We start from the raw sequence: 22,343 nt of genomic DNA on the forward strand, positions 1-22,343 counted from the left end.
CCCAAAATAATTAGGAGAAAATGAAGTATGAATTTTTTTATAAATAAAGCTATGGGAATTGGTAATTCAGGAGTTGAGCATGCTCAATTTTATAGAGCACAACTTTTTGATAATTTAGGTATTCCTTATAAATATATTTTTACAGAATTAGTTAAAGAACTAAAAGAAGCTATGGAGCATTGGGAAATATCTTCGGAAAAAGTAATTGATATTTGGGAGTTTTTCACCTTTGGACCAGAGGTAGCTAGGTCAGGATTAATAAGAAAAGCAGAGCGTCAAGATCAAATTATTAAGGATTTTTCTAATACTCACCGCATTGTTCAGACGGTGACCTCTTCAGGATTATTGATTAAAGAGCACATTGAAAAGTCTCCGAATCCAAAGAATAATGAATTTTTATTAGTTTCTCGTTATAAAATTGAAATTTTTGATTTTTTAACCGGAGAGCGAAAAATAATGTTCAATGAATTTAAGCATCCTCGAAGGGGAAGAATATTAGAAAATATCCATATCTATGATTTTGAAGGGGAGCATTTATTTTTTAGAAATGAGATTTTATTTCAGCGTTATTTTTTTGAATGTCTCTCTAAAATTTTCCTGGATAAAAATACTTTTATTTTAGATCGAGGAGAAGAGCCGGAAGTAGCCCTTTTTAATCATCAATTTTTAAATCAAAATATTATAGAAGTAATTCATGCGGATCACTTAGGAGATAGGGCTGTGGCAAAAGATCCTTTATGGAATAATTATTATGAGTATCTTTTAACTCATATTGATCAAGCAGATAAAATAATTGTATCAACTGATTTACAAAGAGAAGATTTCATAAAAGATTTCCCAGGGGTGGAAGACAAATTTGTTACTATTCCTGTTGGGGGAATTCGAGACAAAAGAAAGTCATCGAGTGATTCATCAAATACAGAAAGACCTTTAAAATTTATGACTGCTTCCAGGTTAGCAAGTGAAAAGCATATTGATTTAGCAATTCGTGCATTTTCTGAGATTCATGGAGAGTACCCTGAAATAATTTTTGATATATATGGTCAAGGCGTAGAAGAAGCAAAACTCCAAAAAGTTATTAATGAGCTTGAAGCTAACGACTATATTCATCTTAAAGGACACTCTAATAATTTAGAAGACATTTATAAACAATATGACGCCTTCATATCCGCTTCATATTCAGAAGGATTTGGATTGACTTATATTGAAGCTTTGAATGCTGGACTTCCTATTATAACGTTTAAAGCTCGTTTTGGAGCGCTTGAACTTATAACAGATGGAGTAAATGGCTACTTAAAAGATTTTAAGAGAGGGGATGAGAGCTTTAATGTTGCTCAGTTAAAGCAAGGGATTTATCAAATGATCAAAGGCAATTATGTGGAATTAAAACGAGATACGATTGAATCTGTAGAGAAATATCAAGATTCTGTTATCGGAAACAAATGGAAGCAGGTATTAGATGAATTATGAATTAGTCACACTTATTAGGAGAGGAAATCCCGAATGGGAAGGAATCGCTGAAAGATTACATTGTGAAGCTGAAAAATTAATAAGTGTTTTGCCTAGTCCAGAATTTTCAAAGTCTATAGAAGATTTAAAAATCGAAGGAATCAATCTTTTTGATTACTTAACCAGAAGAAGTTATGACTTATCACAGTCCCTATTTTTTAACAGAGCGCCAGTTCCAAGTTTTTCTGAAATTTTTATGAATGAAGATTACTCTATTTCAATCATTCATGAAGGTCAAGAGATTGGAATAATGGAATTATTTCAAAATACAAGACGACTTGTTAAAAATATACAATACCTTCATGAAAATGGAGAGAAGGACTATATTGAAGAATATGCCATTGATGGTAAGATTTTTAGTGAAATTTTTTATTTTAATAATCTTCCTCAAGAAATTCATTTTTATAATGACAAAAAAATCCCAGTAATTAGTTATTTCTTTTATGAAGGGAGATTGGAGTACGTCAGTTTGAATGATCAACGCACGGGAGAAGTAAAAGAAGGTTTCAAATCTCTAGATTCTTTTATCTCTGAGCAAGTAGCAAAAATAATCACTTCAATAGATCAGGTGAGAATTTCTTTCTTAGGCCTAGAATTAACTGCACTATCTAAAACTAATTCTCATAATATTCTTCGTCTAAATGAATCTCCTTTTGATGAAAATGGAGAAGTTAAAGGTAATTTATTAGCAATTCTTACAAATAAAATTGACTATATTCAAGAAGTTGAAGTGTCTTTGGAAACGAAGCAGTCATTAATTAAAAAAGGAGTACCTGTTTCAAAAGTCAAAGTTATAAGAGAAAGAAAAAAAGAATATGAAAGCTAAGAAAGCACAGGATCTAGTAAATTCTTCTTCAAGTATTAATAAGTCAAGAGACCATTTATCTACTCCTCATTTCAAAAAAAATAGTCAATTGGATGATGAGATAGAACAAATGTTTCAAGAGGAAAGTGATATGGTCATAAATGATGCAGAAGAAAAAGGCTACGGTAAATTTATTATTATCCTTATAGCCATTATGATGACTTTGGTTATTCTGTTATCTTTTATTTATAAAATTTTATAAGAATAAGACATCAAATATGATTAAAGTAATCTGATAAAGAGGAGAAATAATGCAAAGATGGGTAGTTAATATTATACAGGCCGAATCTAGGGATGCAGTTACTAAACCCAAAAGTGATATTACGAAAATAGCACAGCAGTTAGGATATGAAAAAATTAGTATCCGAATGCAAGATACACGAATAATGTCGGATGGAATTCTGGACGCATTACTAAATGGGGTATTATCTGAAATTGAAAATGGAGATGTTATTCTTTATCAATTCCCTACGCTATTGGGAGTTAGATTTGAAGAAACATTTATGGATAAGCTTAAAACTATTGGAGCTAAGGTAATTGTGCTTATGCATGATTCAGAGTGGTTAAGAGGTTTTTTCCCAAATGAAAACATCTTTTTAAACAATGCAGATGTGGTTATAGGTCATGGGGCAAAGATGAATGATGCGCTTAGAGAATATGGTGTGCAAACAAAAATAATTTGTAAAGAACTTTTTGACTATCTCCATACGGATACTTTGCCAATTAATAGTGAAATTGAGAAAAAAGTAACTATTGCTGGTAATTTAGATAAATCGATTTTTATAGAAAACTGGCCAATGAATATGCCAGAACTACATGCTTTTGGGCGTAAAACAAAGGAAATATTTGGTGTCAATGTAATATATCATGGTTCGTTTAGCTCTCAAGATTTACTAAAAAATATTTCAGGAGATTCTTTTGGTATTGCGTGGGATGATAATCTTCCAGGAGGTGGAGACTATCAAGGGTATACAAGGTTTAATAGTCCTCATAAAGTTTCATTATATCTTAGTCTGGGGATGCCGGTAATTGTTTGGGAAGAAGCAGCCATTGCTCATTTTATTGATTCACATCATCTTGGATTTACGATAAGTGACCCTTATGAAATAAGGGAAAAGCTCGATAAAATGAGTGATAATCAACTACAACTGTTTAAGTCAAATGCTAGAAATATGGCTAATATTTTGAGAAATGGTGGATTCACACGAGATGCAGTAATTAAAGCAGAATCAATTATTTTCGGAGTTGATGGCCAGTAGACAGGGTGAACCGAAGTTATATTTCTTTTAAGGGGGCAAAATAATGGAAATTACAAATGTTACTTTTATTGGAGATGTAAAAGTTTGGGCACCTTTCTTTATGTTGCTTTTTGAATCAGTTAATAAAAGAGGCCCCTGAAAATTAGAATAATTTATTGCTAAGAATAAAAAATATATTTATAAATAGGAAAATAAGAATGAATTTAAAAAATAAAAATAAATCTCTAATAGTCTCGGAGCCAAAATTACGTTACCGGATGTATAAGAGTAAGAAACGTTGGATGTATGCAGCACTTTCCACTGTTAGTGTTTTAGGTGGTGGAGCAGTGGCAGGAGTTGCGGTAGCTACTCAAACTGAGTCAGTATCAGCAAATACTTCAGGGGCGACGATTCCGGCGGCAAAGGCGCTCGCAACCACTGCGGGGAGTACAATAAATAAAGTCGCAACTGATCCGGATATTAATAGAGGAGATTTTGAGACAGGGCTTAATACTACCCCTTCATCACCCACATCAGTTACTGTTGCAACTCCAGATCAAGTTCTAAATGACGCAACTTATAAATCTACGGCGATTACAAATGGTACATATGCAAATGTAACAACATATGCACAATTACAAAGTGCTTGGGCAAATGCCAATATTACCTATATTGATATTACTGCTAATGTTACTTATCCTACTTCCGGTGGGACAGCTATGACTAACCGGGCAAATGGTGCAAGTGTTATTGTACAAGGAAATAACAATACGGTAGATCTTGGAACACAAAGTTTTGACTGGGCAAATATTACAACTTCAACCACTTTTACTTTGAGTAATATGGTAGCACAACAAGGTTTTGCTGCAAACGATGGGAACGGCTACTCACTTATTAGTCCTTCTGGTGCCACTCAGTTAACAGCAAATGTAAACAATCTGACACTGACAAAGAGCACTTCAAATGGAAATAACCCTATCCATTTAATGTATGGAGTTGGTTCAAAATTAGTTTTCTCTGGTACAAATACATTTAATATTTCGAATGAGGTAACGCGTTCGGTTGGTAGTATTAATTTTGCGAATAATTCGAGCGTGGTCCTAAATCGTACATCAAATGATATCCGATTTTCGGAGTTCTATTTTGAAACTGTTGCGTCATCTAGCAGTGTAGGTTACGGAAATACTATTACAATGGGAGATGGCTCTTCTAATACTGCTAATACTTACAATGGGCAGTCTGCTAACTATCCGGCCGCTTATTTGTACTTTAATGGAATTACAGCGGGTGATAATGTTCAATGGTCGCAAACAGGTTTCCAGTACTTTATTAATGGACAACAGGGAGCTGCAGCTACAGCAAAATATACTTTTGGACAAAATTTTAACCTCTCGATACCTAAATCAACTCAACCAGGGGCTATTCGAGTACAAGGGACTCAAAGCGTACTCTTTAATGCTGCTACAACGTTAGACATCAATCAGTGGGCTAATGGAGCAGTTATACAGACAAATAGTGCTGGTTCAAGTGTTACCTTTATTTCTCCTAAATCATTGCATATGGCTGTTGATACTGCTACAGGTACTCCAAGTACAGGGCCACTCGTAAGTGGGGCTGGGAAATTTACGATGAATAATTCCAGTATTAACACATGGCAAGGAACCAATGCTAGCCCAGCAACACCTGATGCAACAGGTACATTTGGTAATTTAACTGTTCAAAATGGAACAACTTCGGTTACTGGTGGTACTGCAACATCTAGTATTATTAATACTAGCACACGAGAGCTGCAAACTAATGCTCTACCTGTTGGAGATATAAAAATTAATTATGTCAATCAAAATGGTGATACTGTAGGCACTACGAGTGTTCCGTTAAGTGATGACTCAAATTATATCGGTCAAAACATTAGTCTAGTTAACACAACTTATGCGGTTGACAATATGCCTTCAGGTTATATGTGGGCTTTAGGAGGAAGTACTGATAATCAGATTTATTCAGGTGCACCTACAGGAACTAACGGGCAACCTGGAGGTGACCCAACAAGTTCTATAGATAACGGAGATCAGTACGGGCAAGCGAACTACGCCAATGTTCCTATGACGGGCGAAACTTACACATATAATATCTATGTTTATGGTCAATCAAACCCTAATATTTCATATACATATGTAGACGCTCAAACTGGATTAGCAGTTGCAACTGACTCAGGAAATGTTGGAAGCGAAATGGCAGGTACAACTAATGTCCCAGCTAATGTAGGAAACACGATTGATTGGAGCAGCAATCTTTATACTCAAACCAATGTACCAACTGGATATGTATACATTCAGCCCGGATCTGATATGCTTCCAACAAATACAAACCAACCTACAACTACTGTAGTCGCAGATACAACATCAACAACAAATGTATCAATTTACGTTTATAGTCCTGAGGGAAGTACTTCTATGTCAACGAGTACTTCTACATCAACAAGTTCATCAATAAGTACTTCAACTTCACTGAGTACGAGTGTATCAATAAGTGACTCTTTAAATAGTAATACAACATCAGAAAGTATTAGCCAATCAATAAGCACTTCTATCTCATCAAGTAGTTCATTATCAGATTCAATCAGTGATTCCGATTCAATGAGCACTAGCATTAGTGATTCAAGCTCACTATCAGATTCCATTAGTGGTTCAACTTCAATTAGTGATTCAGACTCAATGAGTGAAAGCATCAGTGATTCAGGTTCATTATCAAATTCCATTAGTGATTCCGATTCAATGAGTAATAGCATTAGTGATTCAAGTTCATTATCAATTTCAATCAGTGATTCAGACTCAATGAGTGAAAGCATCAGTGATTCAAGTTCATTATCAAATTCCATTAGTGATTCCGATTCATTGAGTAATAGCATTAGTGATTCAAACTCATTATCAATTTCAATCAGTGATTCAGACTCAATGAGTGAAAGCATCAGTGATTCAAGTTCATTATCAAATTCCATTAGTGATTCCGATTCATTGAGTAATAGCATTAGTGATTCAAACTCATTATCAATTTCAATCAGTGATTCAAACTCATTGAGCACAAGCACATCATTGAGTGATTCAGGTTCAATGTCTGTTTCAAACTCATTAAGTACTTCAGATTCATTGTCTACGTCAATCAGTGACTCAAACTCATTAAGTGATTCAGATTCATTGTCTACGTCAATCAGTGACTCAAACTCATTAAGTGATTCAGATTCATTGTCTACGTCAATCAGTGACTCAAACTCATTAAGTGATTCAGATTCATTGTCTACGTCAATCAGTGATTCAAACTCATTAAGTGATTCAGATTCATTGTCTACGTCAATCAGTGATTCAAACTCATTAAGTACTTCAGATTCATTGTCTACGTCAATCAGTGATTCAAACTCATTAAGTACTTCAGATTCATTGTCTACGTCAATCAGTGACTCAAACTCATTAAGTGATTCAGATTCATTGTCTACGTCAATCAGTGACTCAAACTCATTAAGTGATTCGGGTTCATTGTCTACGTCAATCAGTGACTCAAACTCATTAAGTGATTCAGATTCATTGTCTACGTCAATCAGTGACTCAAACTCATTAAGTACTTCAGATTCATTGTCTACGTCAATCAGTGACTCAAACTCATTAAGTACTTCAGATTCATTGTCTACGTCAATCAGTGATTCGAACTCATTGAGTACAAGCACATCGTTGAGTGATTCAGGTTCGATGTCTACGTCAATCAGTGATTCAAACTCATTGAGCACAAGTACATCATTGAGTGATTCAAGTTCGATGTCTACGTCAATCAGTGATTCAAGCTCATTGAGTACAAGCACATCATTGAGTGATTCAGGTTCAATGTCTGCGTCAATCAGTGATTCGAACTCATTGAGTACAAGCACATCGTTGAGTGATTCAAGTTCGATGTCTACGTCAATCAGTGATTCGAACTCATTGAGCACAAGCACATCATTGAGTGATTCAGGTTCGATGTCTACGTCAATCAGTGATTCAAACTCATTAAGTACTTCAAACTCATCAAGCTTGTCTACATCAATCAGTGATTCGAACTCATTGAGCACAAGCACATCATTGAGTGATTCAGGCTCAATGTCTGTTTCAAACTCATTAAGTACTTCAGACTCATCAAGCTTGTCTACATCAATCAGTGATTCGAACTCATTGAGCACAAGCACATCATTGAGTGATTCAAGTTCGATGTCTACGTCAATCAGTGATTCAAGCTCATTGAGTACAAGCACATCATTGAGTGATTCAGGTTCAATGTCTGCGTCAATCAGTGATTCAAACTCATTAAGTACTTCAGACTCATCAAGCTTGTCTACATCAATCAGTAATTCAAACTCATTGAGCACAAGCACATCATTGAGTGATTCAGGTTCAATGTCTGCGTCAATCAGTGATTCAAACTCATTAAGTACTTCAGACTCATCAAGCTTGTCTACATCAATCAGTAATTCAAACTCATTGAGCACAAGTACATCATTGAGTGATTCAGGTTCGATGTCTACGTCAATCAGTGATTCGAACTCATTGAGTACAAGCACATCGTTGAGTGATTCAAGTTCGATGTCTACGTCAATCAGTGATTCGAACTCATTGAGCACAAGCACATCATTGAGTGATTCAGGTTCAATGTCTGCGTCAATCAGTGATTCAAGCTCATTGAGCACAAGCACATCATTGAGTGATTCAAGTTCGATGTCTACGTCAATCAGTGATTCAAGCTCATTGAGTACAAGCACATCATTGAGTGATTCAGGTTCGATGTCTACGTCAATCAGTGATTCGAACTCATTGAGCACAAGTACATCATTGAGTGATTCAGGTTCGATGTCTACGTCAATCAGTGATTCGAACTCATTGAGTACAAGCACATCGTTGAGTGATTCAAGTTCGATGTCTACGTCAATCAGTGATTCGAACTCATTGAGCACAAGCACATCATTGAGTGATTCAGGCTCAATGTCTGTTTCAAACTCATTAAGTACTTCAGACTCATCAAGCTTGTCTACATCAATCAGTGATTCGAACTCATTGAGCACAAGCACATCATTGAGTGATTCAAGTTCGATGTCTACGTCAATCAGTAATTCAAACTCATTGAGCACAAGTACATCATTGAGTGATTCAGGTTCGATGTCTACGTCAATCAGTGATTCGAACTCATTGAGCACAAGCACATCATTGAGTGATTCAGGTTCAATGTCTGCGTCAATCAGTGATTCAAACTCATTAAGTACTTCAGACTCATCAAGCTTGTCTACATCAATCAGTAATTCAAACTCATTAAGTACCTCAGACTCATCAAGCTTGTCTACATCAATCAGTGATTCAAACTCATTGAGCACAAGTGCATCATTGAGTGATTCAGGTTCAATGTCTGTTTCAAACTCATTAAGTACTTCAGACTCATCAAGCCTGTCTACATCGATCAGTGATTCAAACTCATTGAGTACAAGCACATCGTTAAGTGATTCAAGTTCGATGTCTACATCAATCAGTGATTCGAACTCATTGAGCACAAGTACATCATTGAGTGATTCAGGTTCAATGTCTGATTCAAACTCATTGAGTGCTACTCCTCCAAGTGTCTCTACTACAAATAGTAATACAAGTAATTTGCCAGGAAACAGTAGTTCTGTAAACAATGGGGGAACAGGTTACTTACCTAAGACAGGATCGTCTGATGGGTCAGTTGCTAGCTCTATAGGTCTTGCAACACTCTTTGGTGCTATTGGTGCAGCATTGTTCGGAAGGAGAGAAAAAAGAAAATAAATAGAAATTTGCTGATATAACTATTTTTCCCAATTAGAACTGAATAAAAAGAGGTTCCGCATAAAAAAATATGCAACTTCTTTTTGGAGGTTCGACAGGATTTAAATAGTTTATTTAAGATATATTACAAAAACTAAAGGTTAAACATTTGAAAAAAGAAAAGTTTATCGCAGGAACGGCTTTGATTTTGGGTATGACAGTTTTTGGTGTAGCAAGTCATGCTGACGAGGTAACTGTTAGTAGTAGTGGAGATACTTCAGGGATAACTTCAGACTCATCGAAACCAAGTACGTCAGATTCATCATCGAAACCAAGTACGTCAGATTCATCATCGAAACCAAGTACGTCAGATTCATCATCGAAACCAAGTACGTCAGATTCATCATCGAAACCGAGTACGTCAGATTCATCATCGAAACCGAGTACGTCAGATTCATCATCGAAACCAAGCACTTCTAGTTCACCATCAACTAATAGTTCTGCTAGTACTCCTTCAACAACAACTCAAGCTCCATCTACTTCCGTATCGGCTCCTTTTAATTATTCACAAGGAACGACATCATATAATCAGACTTCAACATCTGTACAAATGCCAAGTTCGTCAGCTGACTCGGAGAAGTCTGTTTATACTGGTCCGGTTTTAAAAGAAATTGATGCTGCTAAGCCGATTGAAAAAATTGATGTCACTAGTACTGATGCTTTTATCAAAAGTATTGCGGATCGTGTGAGAATTTTAGCTGGTAAAAATAATCTGTATGCTTCAATCATCTTGGCGCAGGCCATTTTAGAATCTGGTTCTGGTCAAAGCAATATGAGTCAACAATATTTTAATATTTTCAATATTACTGGTGCTTACTTAGGAAAATCTATTTCTTTTAAAACAGAAGAATTTTCAGGAAATACTCCATTTTATATTGAACAAAGTTTCAGAATCTATAGTAATTATGATCAAGCTTTGGATGATTATATTAATTTGATGATTAAGGGAACAACTTGGAATTCTGAGATTTATGCTGGTGCATGGAAATCACATGCTAAAAATTATCGGGAAGCAGCTGAAGCCTTGCAAGGAATTTTTGCTACTGACCCAGCATATGCACAAAAATTAATTGAACTCATTCAAGAGTATAAATTGGATGCTTATGATAATGTAGATAGCTCAACTCAAGTCCTGGGTGACAATATTCCTACTAGTCCAGTTGTGACTTCAAGAGGTGATAAATCAGATTTTCCCGTATATAATGGGGAACAATATCCTGGCTCTGAAAGTTATGCCTTCGGAAATTGTACACAATATGTCTACAATCGTATAATCCAACTTGGTGGTAAGATTGGTAATTTTATGGGAAATGGAGGAGAATGGGGAATCAATGCTAAAATTCAGGGTTATTATACTACATCTGTTCCAACGGAAGGATATGCAGTAAGTTTTCCTCCAGGAGTTGCAGGATCTAGTATTATATATGGTCATGTGGCATTCGTAGAAAAAGTATATTCAGATAATTCTATTTTAGTTTCTGAAATGAATGTAAAAGGGAATAATATCGTGAGTGAACGTCATATTTCTGCTGGTGTCGCTGCACTAGCTACTTATATTCAACCAAAATAGCTATTAATTAAATGGAATAAGTAAGTTATGTAATTAACTTACTTATATCCATTTTACAGAGAAAGTATAAATTATATATTTCTCTGTAAAATGGATAAATATGAGTTTAGAAAGTAAAAATTTGTTTATATTGTGGAAGGTTAAATATGGGAATTTTTTATTAAAAATAAAGTAAATATTAACTTAAAAGAATAGTATAATAAGCATCCTTTAAAAATATCAAAAATAGTAGGGACTATTTTTGAATATGATTTATTTATTTAGTTTCTAAAGTAGTGCAAGTATGAATTAAAACATTACAAATGTATACTAAATAGTTTCTTATTATTTAACAATAAAATAAAAAAACATATCTATTTTGGTAAGAATGTGCAATTCATAAAAATATCATTATGAAGTTTTTATAAGAAAGTGAAAACATGAGAAAAAATAATTTATTTTACAATAGATTGCTAGAACAAGTCAGATTAAGAAATACATCGATAAATCAAATAGAGCGTGAACTCGGTTACCCAAGAAATGCACTTCATAATTATAAATTAGGAAGGGAGCCATCAGCTACTAGACTTGTAGAATTAGCCAATTATTTTGATGTTTCACCTCAATATTTAATTGGTGAAAATAATGAAATTCCCGAAAGAAGTTTAGAAATGTTCTTTAAGAAACTATCTATCAAGGATAAAAAAGAAATACTACGTATTTCCGTGTTGTGGTTTTTGAAACAAATAAAGTAAATAAAAGGATAAATTTTTCTATATTCTTTTATTTGTAATTTCTTTCAATATAGTAGTTATTCATTATTTTTAAAAATCGATCAAAATATGAATAGAGAATACCAGGGGTTATAAGATATAAAAATGAGGAACTGAAAAATGAAATTTAATAAAAAAAATTATGATTATCTTATTGTTGGAGCAGGCCCTTATGGTTCGATATTTGCGCATGAAGCTGCAAAGCATGGTAAAAAATCATTAATTATTGAACGTCGCTCTCATATTGGTGGGAATATGTACACTCATAAAGAACATGGAATCAATGTTCATGATTATGGTGCACACATTTTCCACACTGATAATAAAATGGTTTGGGATTACGTCAATCAATTTACAGAGTTTAATAATTATATTAATCAAGTTGTTGCGAATTATAAAGGGGAACTTTATAACCTTCCTTTTAACATGAACACTTTTTATCAAATGTGGGGGGTAAAGACTCCAGAAGAAGCGGCTGCTAAGATTGAGGAACAGAAGGCAAAAGCAGGAGTTTCAGGAATCCCTAAAAACCTAGAAGAACAAGCAATTAGTTTGATTGGGACTGATATCTATCATAAACTTATTAAAGGTTATACAGAGAAGCAGTGGGGACGTAAAGCTACTGAGCTCCCTTCATTCATCATCCGCCGTCTTCCGGTCCGCTATACGTTTGATAATAATTACTTCAATCATCGTTATCAAGGGGTTCCAGTTGATGGATATACTGCAATCTTTGATAAAATGCTTGATTCTGACCTTATTGATGTTCAAACAGGTGTAGATTTTTTCAGTGATAAAGAAGTATTTTTAGAAGAGTTTCCAAAAATTGTTTATACGGGAATGATTGATCAGTTTTTTGATTATTCTTTTGGAGAACTGGAATATCGCTCTGTCCGCTTTGAAACAGAAACTGTAAAATCTGACAATATTCAAGGAAATGCGGTCATCAATTATACTGATGCAGAAACGCCCTATACTCGTGTGATGGAGTGGAGACATTTCGATAAAAAAGCTGACGAGGGATATACGATTTTAACGAAAGAGTTCCCTCAAAATTGGGATCGCACAAAAGAGGCCTATTATCCAGTTAATGATGAAAAAAATTCTAAGCTTTTTAGAAAATATAAAGAAGAGACTAAAAAATATCCAAATGTTATTTTTGGTGGGCGCTTAGGTAATTACCAATACTATGATATGGATCAGGTTTTTGGTGTAGCTTTAAAGGCAGTTGAGAAAGAAGTTGCATCTTTTAGATGATCTACTAATAAGTATTCAAAGTTAGAGTATTTGTTAAATCAATTGTCCAGACTTCATTATGAGGTTTCAGATTAAATTATTGTTTACGTAAGTCTCATTAATTATAGAAATTTATATGTTTTCCTTAGAATTGAAAGGGAATTTTAAGTTAAATAGTGTATTTGGGTCATGGTGCTCATTGGTCCCTCTTAGTTCTCTCAGTTCTCTTACTTTAACCATCAGTATAAAAATTCCAAGGGTTCTTACTGAATTAATTGAACTGGTTGTTATTGTCGCCTCGCTCATCCCTGGTTTGATATATAATCAAAGCGATTATAGAAAAATAAAAAGTGAGAGATAAAAATGTAATAAACCAATTCTATTAAGTATTTATTAGAAGAAATCGATTGCTGGTGGGGGGAAGACATTATTACTTTTCTAAATTCACCTGAATGAGATGAAGAATCTAGAAATTTAGTTGAGATTTACCAAGAAGAAATAGGAAAACTAAAGAGAAAGAATTTGACAGTGTTACCTTGCTCCAACAGTTAAGTGTCACTGAAAAAAATATAAACTGAGCATACAGAGTATTCATACTGTATGTTGTCTTATTAATTCTATAAAAAAGACCATGATTTATTATTATGAAATAATATATGGTTTGCGAAGTAATGATTTATATATTGTTTCTATAAGGTGTAATCATATAAATTACAGTAGTTGTATGTCCTCTCGACTTAAAATATGAAGAGTGACAACCTTCTATAATTAAAAGAAAAGTTTTTTGAATGAACAGTTATATTTAGAAAAGTTGACTGATAAATTGTTTTCTAAAAAATTTAGTTGAAAACGTTAGTCACAATTTTGATATTAATAAAATAAATCTTTACGATATTTTTTATCAGACTTATTTAAAAATGCACAGATTTACCAGAAGATCCTATCAATAATAGGAAGTTTAACTTATAAATATGAAAAAATAGTAAAAAGGGATTAAATGAGGTCCCTTTTTTTGTGTGAGATAATCTAAGCATATACAAAATTAAACTTATTTGACCTTCGGTCAGCCCCATCTACAATTTATATTGTTGGTTATTTTTTATTAATTCATATTATTTTCTCTATAATAATATTTTTCATTTATTATTACTAATATTTGATAAAACTATTTTTATAGAGTTTTTCTATCAATATCGATTTCTAATTAAATAAATTCCAATTTATACTTTTTAGTTAAAGCAATTGAGAACGAGTGTTCTTAAGAGAGTATCGTGTAATACAGGTTTCCTATGAAACTATAGAATATGAAGTTACGCCATTTTTTAACTCCAGCAACCAGTAACCGAAATTAAGGTATTAATTTTTAGATAAGTAGGGGGGCTTTCAAGTCAGGAAGGACAAAGGCATTAGTTGATGTCTGAAACTACTTACGATTCAAAGTTTGGCTTAAGAGTGTCTAATGTAGAAATGCTTAAATCAATTAATATAGCGTCATGCCCAGTGTGGGAGCGATGTGCCATCCTTAGAAGTGGCTTGCAAGTGGCGCTTGCGTCTTAACAACTTGAATCTAGAATGTTGAGTTGAAGGATTTCTTCAACGAATGTGCAAAGCGAAAGCTTCCAGTAGTACAAGAGGCGACAAAAGTGAAAGATTCTAGTGTGATCTGAACTTTGTATGCGTCCAACTTCATAACCCTTTAAGAACAGTTGTTGGTAATTTCCCAACTACACTCATCGTTATTGAATTTGAAACACCAGGGGCTGCGCAAAATTATTGTCAAAGACTTAATGCGCGTGACTTCAAATATTGTGTCACTAATTCTTTAGGAATGAGGCTCTAATTTCACACTAGACGTGTGACTCATTTACTCATTATGGCTGAATTATGGCTGAATTAAGTCAGAATCAACAACATCCAATCGCAGGTAGCGAAGTTTTACTACCTGTGGGTAGTAGATTTTTACTATCGTAATTTTAACCTAGGAGGGCAATATTATGAATAACACACACCAAATCGGACATTTGTCAAAAGACCTTGAACTTAAAAAGAATCCTTCTAATAAAAGCTATGTTCATTTTTCGATTGTGGTAAACCGTAAGTCTAAAAATGCAAATGGCAATTGTGAAGCTGACTTTATTCCATGTATTCTTTGGGGATAAAAAGCAGAAACACTTGTGAAATATGCTTCAAAAGTAAATAGAATTGGAATTGATGGTGAATTACGAACTAATCCTATAAAGACTCTTCAGGAGTCAAATGGTTTAGTATGGAAGTTCTCGTCAATAATTTTGAGTTTTTAGAATCAAAAGGGTCTCAAGTAGGAAATGGAACTTCAAATGGTCCGGCCTCTACTCAAGAATCAAATCAAACAACCGCTGAAGAGTTATTTGGTGGAACTCCAATGGAGATCAACCCAGATGACTTACCGTTCTAAATCTGAAAGATGAGTAACATAAAAAATGATACATTTACGACCACCCAATGGGCAAGTTTTTCACCCATGGGTGGGGAGGCTTGCTTTTTATTTTTAGAAAGCAGGAAAAACATAATGGAACATCCAATTTTTACAACAATCGAACTTAAAGGAACGCTCTATCTCTACTCAGTTGATGGAGAAGCGCAAAGAAAAGGGTTCACCATATGAAAATAAAGTAAAAAATTAGTAAAACTAGATCTAATTGACGATGATTTTGCAAGTGACTTGATCACATTGTATGAATTCAGAAATAGAGTCCATTTAAAAGCCGAGATGAAGAAATGATTTGACTACAATTTAAAGATGGACAAACTGGCATATATAAGGGGTGAGGGACTAAGTACTAATTTAAGTAAAAAAACTTTCCTAATTGTATTGAAAATAATCTTGATAGTGAAGTAGTAGAAGTAGGAAGATATTTTCGCTTGTTTCGTAAAACTCCAATTTTTCAGATATCTTATAAATTTTTGACTTTAAATCGATTTATCTTTAAAAATAAAACACGTCCAGAAAGGATCGTGTTTTATTTTATATAAAAAGTAATCAGTACCTTTAGCCACAAATAAATATAGCTTGATATAAAGAGACCTATCCATTATTAGTTTAGTTACTATTACTTTTAATTTCGTTTAATTTATCAATAATATCAATCGCTAATTCAACAAAATTTTTGCGTTCTTTTTCACTTGCTGTATAAGGAGTGTTATAGAATACAATTTTTTGTGATTTATCTTCTTCAAAATTTATTTCAATCCATAAAGAAAGAAAAGATAAATAATTCAAATAATTTTTCTTTGACTTAAGTCGTTCTTTAATCTCAACAGTATCACTAGGAGAACCAGAAGCATAAAGGGTAAAGTCTTTTAAACTGTTATAATTATATTTTGTTTTTTTTGAAATCGTGGGAAGTGAGAATTCTTTTTTACTATCATCAAAAGTAAAATATTGGTTAATTTTTTTTGTCATATATTTTATACCGAATAAACAAAGTTTTTAGATACAACATAAAAAGCTGCACCAGCAGGATTTCTTGTAACTACATATACATATCTTTTGAACCAGTTATCATATGCCAAATATCCATTAGCGTAATGTTTAATATAAGTGAATTGCTTTGAACCTCCCCCTTGAAATTCCACATTTGAACGAAGTGAAATTGTTGGAGTTGAATTTGGGGTTGTAGATTTAACTGAATCAGCAGAAGCTGCAGTTGAGTAACCTACTGCAATAAATGCTGAAGCAAGTGCAAGTGTAATAAACTTAGTTTTGAATTTTTTCATAAAGAACTTCCATTGTTTTGTGAGATTATTATATAAATTTCTGACTATTTTGTCAATAACAAATGTTAACGATTTTTATAAAGAGACAACCTTGGTATGCAGTACGTATTTTCATTAGTTTCGAAAAAACACTAATTTTTTGATTGCGTTGTAGTAATTGTTGCTGGAGGAGCTTATGAAGTTTCAAGTTAATTAACTAGATTTTGTCCTTGCTTATCTTTTGAATAAATTAGAACTACTCATATTATGAGTAGTTTTTTAATATAATAAAAATACTGTATATATTAGATATACAGCACCTTGCCTAACAAAAATATTTGATTACGTTTTTAACTACGTTTAAGATGAAACGTATTGACGCTTATTGACATTAGCTAATTTAAAAAGTGATAAATTTCAAGTTTATTGATACGTATTGAACCCTATTGACAAGATGTGCTATAATAGATAAATATACTACTTCAAGGAGAAGATTATGACAACTATTGATTTTAAAGCCGAAGTTGAAAAGCGTAAAGACGCTTTGATGGAAGATTTATTTAGCCTTTTGCGCATTGATTCTGCAATGGATATGGAACATGCAGATGCTGAAAATCCATTTGGTCCTGGTCCAAGAAAAGCATTGGATGCATTCTTGAAGATTGCTGAACGTGATGGTTATACAACTAAAAATTATGATAATTATGTTGGACATTTTGAATACGAAAATGGTGCAAGTGATGATGCAGAAGTTCTTGGAATCATCGGTCACTTAGACGTTGTTCCCGCAGGTTCTGGTTGGGATTCAAATCCATTTGAACCAGAAATTCGTAATGGAAATCTTTATGCTCGTGGAGCCTCTGATGATAAAGGCCCAACTGTTGCATGTTACTATGCCCTTAAAATCTTGAAAGAACTCAATCTTCCATTAAGCAAAAAAATCCGTTTTATCGTTGGAACAAACGAAGAAACTGGTTGGGCAGATATGGATTACTATTTTGAACATTGTGAATTGCCATTGCCTGACTTTGGTTTCTCACCTGACGCTGAATTCCCAATTATCAATGGTGAAAAAGGAAATATTACAGAATATCTCCATTTTGCAGGTAAAAATGCTGGAGAAGTTGTTCTTCACAGTTTTAAAGCTGGTCTTGCCGAAAATATGGTTCCAGAATCTGCAACTGCAGTAATTTCAGGTGCTAAAGATTTACAAGCTGCACTTGAAAAATTCGTAGCTGAAAATGCAAGCAAAAATCTTCGTTTTGACCTTGAAGAAACTGATGGAAAAGCGACAATCACGCTTTATGGTAAATCAGCACATGGTGCGATGCCAGAAAAAGGTGTAAATGGAGCAACTTACCTTACTTTATTCTTGAACCAATTTAATTTTGCTGATGGTGCTGCTGCTTTCATTAAAGTTGGAGCTGAAAAACTTCTTGAAGACCATGAAGGTGAAAAATTGGGAACAGCTTATGTTGATGAATTAATGGGGAATACTTCAATGAACGCTGGTGTTTGGTCATTTGATGAGAATTCTGAAGGTAAAATTGCGCTTAACTTCCGTTTCCCACAAGGAAATAGTCCAGAACGTATGCAAGAAATTCTTGCTAAACTTGATGGTGTTGTTGAAGTTGAACTTTCAAAACACCTTCATGTTCCACATTATGTTCCAATGTCAGACCCACTTGTATCAACATTGATTGATGTTTATGAAAAACATACGGGCCTTAAGGGTTATGAAACAATCATCGGCGGTGGAACTTTTGGTCGTCTTTTAGAACGTGGTGTTGCTTATGGTGCGATGTTTGAAGGGGAACCTGATTCAATGCACCAAGCTAATGAAATGAAACCTGTTGAAAATATTTATAAAGCTGCAGTAATTTATGCTGAAGCAATTTATGAACTTACAAAGTAATTTATAAAATTAAAGAGTTTAGTTACTAAACTTTTAAGGGTTTAAAGATCTGGCATAATTTGCCAGATTTTAACCTTTTATTCCATAAATAGAGGTGGAAAAATGGTTTTTGGAACAGGTGTTGATAATGTAGAGCTTTCTCGAATTCAAAAAGCACTGACACGTTCTGAACGTTTTGTGGAACAGGTTCTTACGGCAGTGGAGTTAGAAAAATATAATAGTTTTCAATCTACCGCTCGTAAAACTGAATTTCTTGCGGGACGTTGGGCAGCAAAAGAAGCTTTTTCTAAAGCTTACGGTACGGGATTTGGTAAGGCTTTGGGCATGCATGACCTTGAAATCAAAAATGATGAATTAGGAAAACCCTATTTTACTAAACATCCATTTGACGGCCAAGTTCATTTATCTATCTCGCATAGTAATTTAGAAGCAGTTGCTTTTGTTGTTTTGGAAAAAAATTAAGAAGTAATAAAAAATTTTGCTTAAACTAGAGGAAGGTTTAAAAGATGAAAACTTCTCCACATCGCAATACGTCAGCTATTGTTGACTTAAAGGCGATTAGAAATAATATTGAAAAATTTAAAAAGCATATTCACCCTAATGCGGAAATTTGGCCAGCAGTGAAAGCAGATGCCTATGGGCATGGCTCGGTTGAGATTTCTAAAGCGGTGAGCGATTTGGTAGGCGGTTTTTGTGTATCAAACCTTGATGAAGCAATTGAATTACGGAATCATTTGGTAACTAAACCGATTTTAGTTCTATCAGGAATTGTTCCAGAAGATGTGGATATTGCAGCTGCCCTTAATATTAGTCTGACTGCCCCAAGTTTAGAATGGTTAAAATTGGTTGTTCAAGAAGAAGCAGAACATTCAGATTTAAAAATTCATATTGGTGTAGATTCTGGTATGGGTCGGATTGGGGTTCGTGATGTTGAAGAAGCGAATCAGATGATTGAACTTGCCGATAAATATGCGATTAATTTTGAAGGGATTTTCACTCATTTTGCGACCGCCGATATGGCTGATGATACAAAATTTAAAGATCAACAGGCAAGATTTAACAAAATTATGGCCGGCTTATCACGTAAGCCAAAATTTGTTCACTCAACCAATACGGCCGCTGCTTTATGGCATAAAGAACAGGTTCAAGCTATTGAACGCTTAGGTATTTCAATGTACGGCTTGAATCCAAGTGGTAAAACTTTGGAGCTTCCTTTTGAAATTGAACCTGCTCTCTCTTTAGTTTCTGAATTGACTCATATTAAAAAAATAGCCGCAGGTGAAACAGTTGGTTACGGTGCAACTTATGAAACAAGTGAAGAAACGTGGATTGGAACTGTTCCAATTGGTTACGCTGATGGATGGACCCGCCAAATGCAAGGCTTTAAAGTACTTGTAGATGGAGAATTTTGTGAGATTGTTGGTCGAGTTTGTATGGATCAAATGATGATAAAACTTGATAAATCTTATCCTCTAGGAACAAAAGTTACCTTGATTGGTCGAGATAAGACTAATGAAATTACGACAACAGATGTTGCTGATTGGCGTGGAACGATAAATTATGAAGTGCTTTGTTTGCTTTCTGATAGAATCAAACGAATTTATAAATAAAATGAAAAAAACTGTATTTTTGCAGTTTTTTTTATTTAGGTTAAAAATAAATTAATTCCTAATCTTTATCTCATGATACCCTTTACAAATTATCTTTTTATGGTAGAATGTAATTAAGAGATGAATGAGAAAGTCATAAGAAAAAGATGAGGTGAACACTATGATAAAAATATACACAGTAGCATCTTGTAGCTCTTGTAAAAAAGCAAAAGAATGGTTGGAGAAACAAAATATTGCTTACCAGGAAATAAATTTGGTTACGAGTCGAATTGGTAAGGAAGATATATTAGAAATTTTAGCATTGACTGAGGAAGGAACTGGAGATATTATTTCTAGAAGAAGTCAAGCTTATCAGCGATTAAATATTGATTTTGAAACGATTAAATTAAACGATTTGATTCAAATAATTGAAGAAAACCCAACGCTCTTACGTCGACCTTTAATTGTCGATCATAAGCGACTACAAGTTGGTTACAATGATGATGAGATTAGAAAATTTTTACCAAGAAAAAAGAGAGAGCTTCAAATTAAAGTCGCAACAGAAGCTTCTTATAATTTGGATATTGAAGAACGATTTCATGAAGGATAATTCAGTAGTTCGGCTACTGAATTTTTTTTATATAAAGCAAAATAGTTTATTATTTTAGAGAAAAAAAGTAGAATTAAACTAAAGTGTTGTATCATGAGTATATTTTAAAGATTTATTAATAAGGAGGCTAAAGAATGTTTGATTATATTATTATTGGTGCCGGACCTGGCGGATTAGGATTAGCTTATCGCTTAAAAACTAAAGATAACAAAATTGGAATTATTGAGAATGATAAATGGGGGGGAACATGTCCAAACTATGGTTGTGACCCAACAAAAATGATGATGGCGGTTGTGGAAGCAAAAAGTCGTGTCGAACAGTTAAAAGGTCAGGGGATTTCTGGTGAATTAAATATTGATTGGAAAGGGCTGAAAAGTCGTAAACTAAATATTACTGACCCTTATGAAAAATCAACGTTTGAGGGGTTGAAAAATGCTGGAATAGAGACAATATATGGAAGTGCCGCTTTTAATGATCAAGGAGAGCTTGAAGTTGAAGGGCAAACTTATCAATCTAAAACTTACATTATTGCAACAGGAAGCCGTCCACGTCTTTTAGATATTGATGGAAAAGAATTTTTAAAAACAAGTAATGATTTTTTAGCGCTTGAAGAATTTCCCGCTCAAATCAGCTTTTTAGGGAGTGGACCAATTTCTTTAGAATTGGCTCAAATTGCTAAAGCGGCTGGGAGCGATGTTACTATTATTTCACGTAAAAAAGCGAAAGTTGCGCATTTTGATGAGGAAATGGGGCAAGAATTTATTAATTACCTTAAAGCTCAAGGTATTAAATTTATCGAGGATGTTTCTGTAAATAAAGTCGAAAAAGTTGCTGAAGGGTTTTTACTAACTGATGGGAATGATTTTGAACATAAAACAGATTTAGTGATTGCAGGTGTAGGCCGTCAGCCAAATAGTGATAAGCTAAATTTAGAAAAAGTAGGTGTCGAAACGGATGATAAAGGCATCAAGGTAAACGAATATTTACAAACAAACAATTCTAAAATTTATGCGATGGGAGATGTACTTTCTAAAAATCAACCTCATTTGACGCCTGTTTCTTCTTTTGAAGGATCTTATTTAGGTGAAAATTTAGTTAAGGATGAACCGCAAAAAATTGCTTATCCATCGATTCCTACAATCATTTTTGGTATGGAAAAATTGGCTGAGGTTGGCCTTTTGGCAGGTGAGGGGATTCATACCAAGACTTTAGATTTAAGTTCTTGGTATACTTATAAAAGAATTAATGACCCCTTGGCAAAATTAAAAGTCGCGCTCAATGAAAAGCGAGAAATCGTGGGGGCATCAACGGTAAGTTCAGTGGCTGATGAAGTGATCAATTTAATTAATATTTTAATTCAACAAAAAATGACTTTGGCGGATGTTGAAAAAATGATTTTCACTTATCCAACAGTGGCTAGTGATTTAGAATATTTTTACTGACAGAAAATAAATCACTGCCGACATTATAATAGT

The 22,343-nt window shown here is 33.8% G+C and carries 18 protein-coding genes; 15 read left to right on the forward strand and 3 right to left on the reverse strand.

Annotated elements, in window-relative coordinates; genetic code table 11:
• Nucleotides 1–27 precede the first annotated feature (27 nt).
• From QJV49_RS11895 to QJV49_RS11910, 4 genes are read left to right on the forward strand one after another with little or no spacing between them, the layout of a single operon-like run.
• Nucleotides 28–1,470 carry a glycosyltransferase gene (locus QJV49_RS11895; protein WP_058206167.1) on the forward strand — a complete coding sequence of 481 codons (1,443 nt, stop codon included), beginning with the start codon at nt 28–30 and terminating at the stop codon, nt 1,468–1,470.
• Nucleotides 1,460–2,335 (forward strand): hypothetical protein, encoded by an 876-nt coding sequence (locus tag QJV49_RS11900; RefSeq protein WP_033900282.1) that lies wholly within the window; start codon nt 1,460–1,462, stop codon nt 2,333–2,335. The genes QJV49_RS11895 and QJV49_RS11900 overlap by 11 nt, the downstream gene beginning before the upstream one ends.
• Nucleotides 2,325–2,576: a hypothetical protein gene (locus QJV49_RS11905; RefSeq protein ID WP_033900280.1), complete on the forward strand. Its 252-nt coding sequence runs from the start codon at nt 2,325–2,327 to the stop codon at nt 2,574–2,576. The genes QJV49_RS11900 and QJV49_RS11905 overlap by 11 nt, the downstream gene beginning before the upstream one ends.
• Before the next feature lie 49 nt (nt 2,577–2,625).
• Nucleotides 2,626–3,633 carry a hypothetical protein gene (locus tag QJV49_RS11910; RefSeq protein WP_225512987.1) on the forward strand — a complete coding sequence of 336 codons (1,008 nt, stop codon included), beginning with the start codon at nt 2,626–2,628 and terminating at the stop codon, nt 3,631–3,633.
• Nucleotides 3,634–6,037: 2,404 nt separating this feature from the next.
• On the opposite strand, the gene QJV49_RS11915 is transcribed toward QJV49_RS11910, so the two are convergent.
• Entirely contained in the window at nt 6,038–9,295 is a 3,258-nt protein-coding gene (locus QJV49_RS11915) for a hypothetical protein (protein ID WP_281449137.1), read from the reverse strand.
• Between QJV49_RS11915 and QJV49_RS11920 the strand changes: the two genes are divergently transcribed.
• The 6 genes from QJV49_RS11920 to QJV49_RS11945 all read left to right on the forward strand — a co-directional run bounded on the left by QJV49_RS11920 (nt 9,267) and on the right by QJV49_RS11945 (nt 15,453).
• On the forward strand, nt 9,267–9,422 hold the full coding sequence (locus QJV49_RS11920) for an LPXTG cell wall anchor domain-containing protein (protein ID WP_241893108.1): 156 nt from the start codon (nt 9,267–9,269) through the stop codon (nt 9,420–9,422). The genes QJV49_RS11915 and QJV49_RS11920 overlap by 29 nt on opposite strands.
• Nucleotides 9,423–9,615: 193 nt before the next feature.
• On the forward strand, nt 9,616–11,031 hold the full coding sequence (locus tag QJV49_RS11925; protein ID WP_225513209.1) for an amidase domain-containing protein: 1,416 nt from the start codon (nt 9,616–9,618) through the stop codon (nt 11,029–11,031).
• 419 nt (nt 11,032–11,450) lie between these two features.
• Nucleotides 11,451–11,765 (forward strand): helix-turn-helix transcriptional regulator, encoded by a 315-nt coding sequence (locus QJV49_RS11930; protein WP_033900666.1) that lies wholly within the window; start codon nt 11,451–11,453, stop codon nt 11,763–11,765.
• A gap of 138 nt (nt 11,766–11,903) precedes the next feature.
• Complete coding sequence (glf, locus tag QJV49_RS11935; RefSeq protein WP_241893107.1) at nt 11,904–13,040, forward strand: UDP-galactopyranose mutase; 1,137 nt, start codon at nt 11,904–11,906, stop codon at nt 13,038–13,040.
• A gap of 1,973 nt (nt 13,041–15,013) precedes the next feature.
• Complete coding sequence (locus QJV49_RS11940; RefSeq protein WP_225513088.1) at nt 15,014–15,178, forward strand: single-stranded DNA-binding protein; 165 nt, start codon at nt 15,014–15,016, stop codon at nt 15,176–15,178.
• A gap of 107 nt (nt 15,179–15,285) precedes the next feature.
• Nucleotides 15,286–15,453, forward strand: coding sequence for a hypothetical protein (locus QJV49_RS11945; protein ID WP_161935051.1), 168 nt, complete (start codon nt 15,286–15,288; stop codon nt 15,451–15,453).
• Nucleotides 15,454–16,098: 645 nt separating this feature from the next.
• Here QJV49_RS11945 and QJV49_RS11950 read toward each other — a convergent pair.
• Both QJV49_RS11950 and QJV49_RS11955 read right to left on the reverse strand, forming a co-directional pair.
• Nucleotides 16,099–16,461: a hypothetical protein gene (locus QJV49_RS11950; protein ID WP_033900923.1), complete on the reverse strand. Its 363-nt coding sequence runs from the start codon at nt 16,459–16,461 to the stop codon at nt 16,099–16,101.
• A 5-nt stretch (nt 16,462–16,466) separates the two neighbouring features.
• The gene (locus tag QJV49_RS11955; protein WP_225513090.1) at nt 16,467–16,775 is read right to left on the reverse strand and encodes a hypothetical protein; all 309 of its coding nucleotides are present in this window, start codon (nt 16,773–16,775) and stop codon (nt 16,467–16,469) included.
• Nucleotides 16,776–17,250: 475 nt separating this feature from the next.
• On the opposite strand from QJV49_RS11955, the gene pepV reads away from it, so the two are divergent.
• The 5 genes from pepV (at nt 17,251) to QJV49_RS11980 (ending at nt 22,310) form a co-directional block, all read left to right on the forward strand.
• Nucleotides 17,251–18,669, forward strand: a complete 1,419-nt coding sequence (gene pepV / locus QJV49_RS11960; RefSeq protein ID WP_225513091.1) for a dipeptidase PepV — start codon at nt 17,251–17,253, stop codon at nt 18,667–18,669.
• 102 nt (nt 18,670–18,771) lie between these two features.
• Complete coding sequence (acpS, locus tag QJV49_RS11965) at nt 18,772–19,131, forward strand: holo-ACP synthase (protein WP_021468491.1); 360 nt, start codon at nt 18,772–18,774, stop codon at nt 19,129–19,131.
• Between the two features lie 44 nt (nt 19,132–19,175).
• Nucleotides 19,176–20,279 (forward strand): alanine racemase, encoded by a 1,104-nt coding sequence (alr, locus tag QJV49_RS11970; protein WP_225513092.1) that lies wholly within the window; start codon nt 19,176–19,178, stop codon nt 20,277–20,279.
• A 160-nt stretch (nt 20,280–20,439) separates the two neighbouring features.
• Complete coding sequence (locus QJV49_RS11975) at nt 20,440–20,868, forward strand: Spx/MgsR family RNA polymerase-binding regulatory protein (RefSeq protein ID WP_225513094.1); 429 nt, start codon at nt 20,440–20,442, stop codon at nt 20,866–20,868.
• A 134-nt stretch (nt 20,869–21,002) separates the two neighbouring features.
• Complete coding sequence (locus tag QJV49_RS11980; RefSeq protein ID WP_225513095.1) at nt 21,003–22,310, forward strand: NAD(P)/FAD-dependent oxidoreductase; 1,308 nt, start codon at nt 21,003–21,005, stop codon at nt 22,308–22,310.
• Nucleotides 22,311–22,343 lie beyond the last annotated feature (33 nt).

Source organism: Lactococcus sp. NH2-7C (assembly GCF_029953655.1).
Lineage (GTDB): Bacteria > Bacillota > Bacilli > Lactobacillales > Streptococcaceae > Lactococcus > Lactococcus lactis.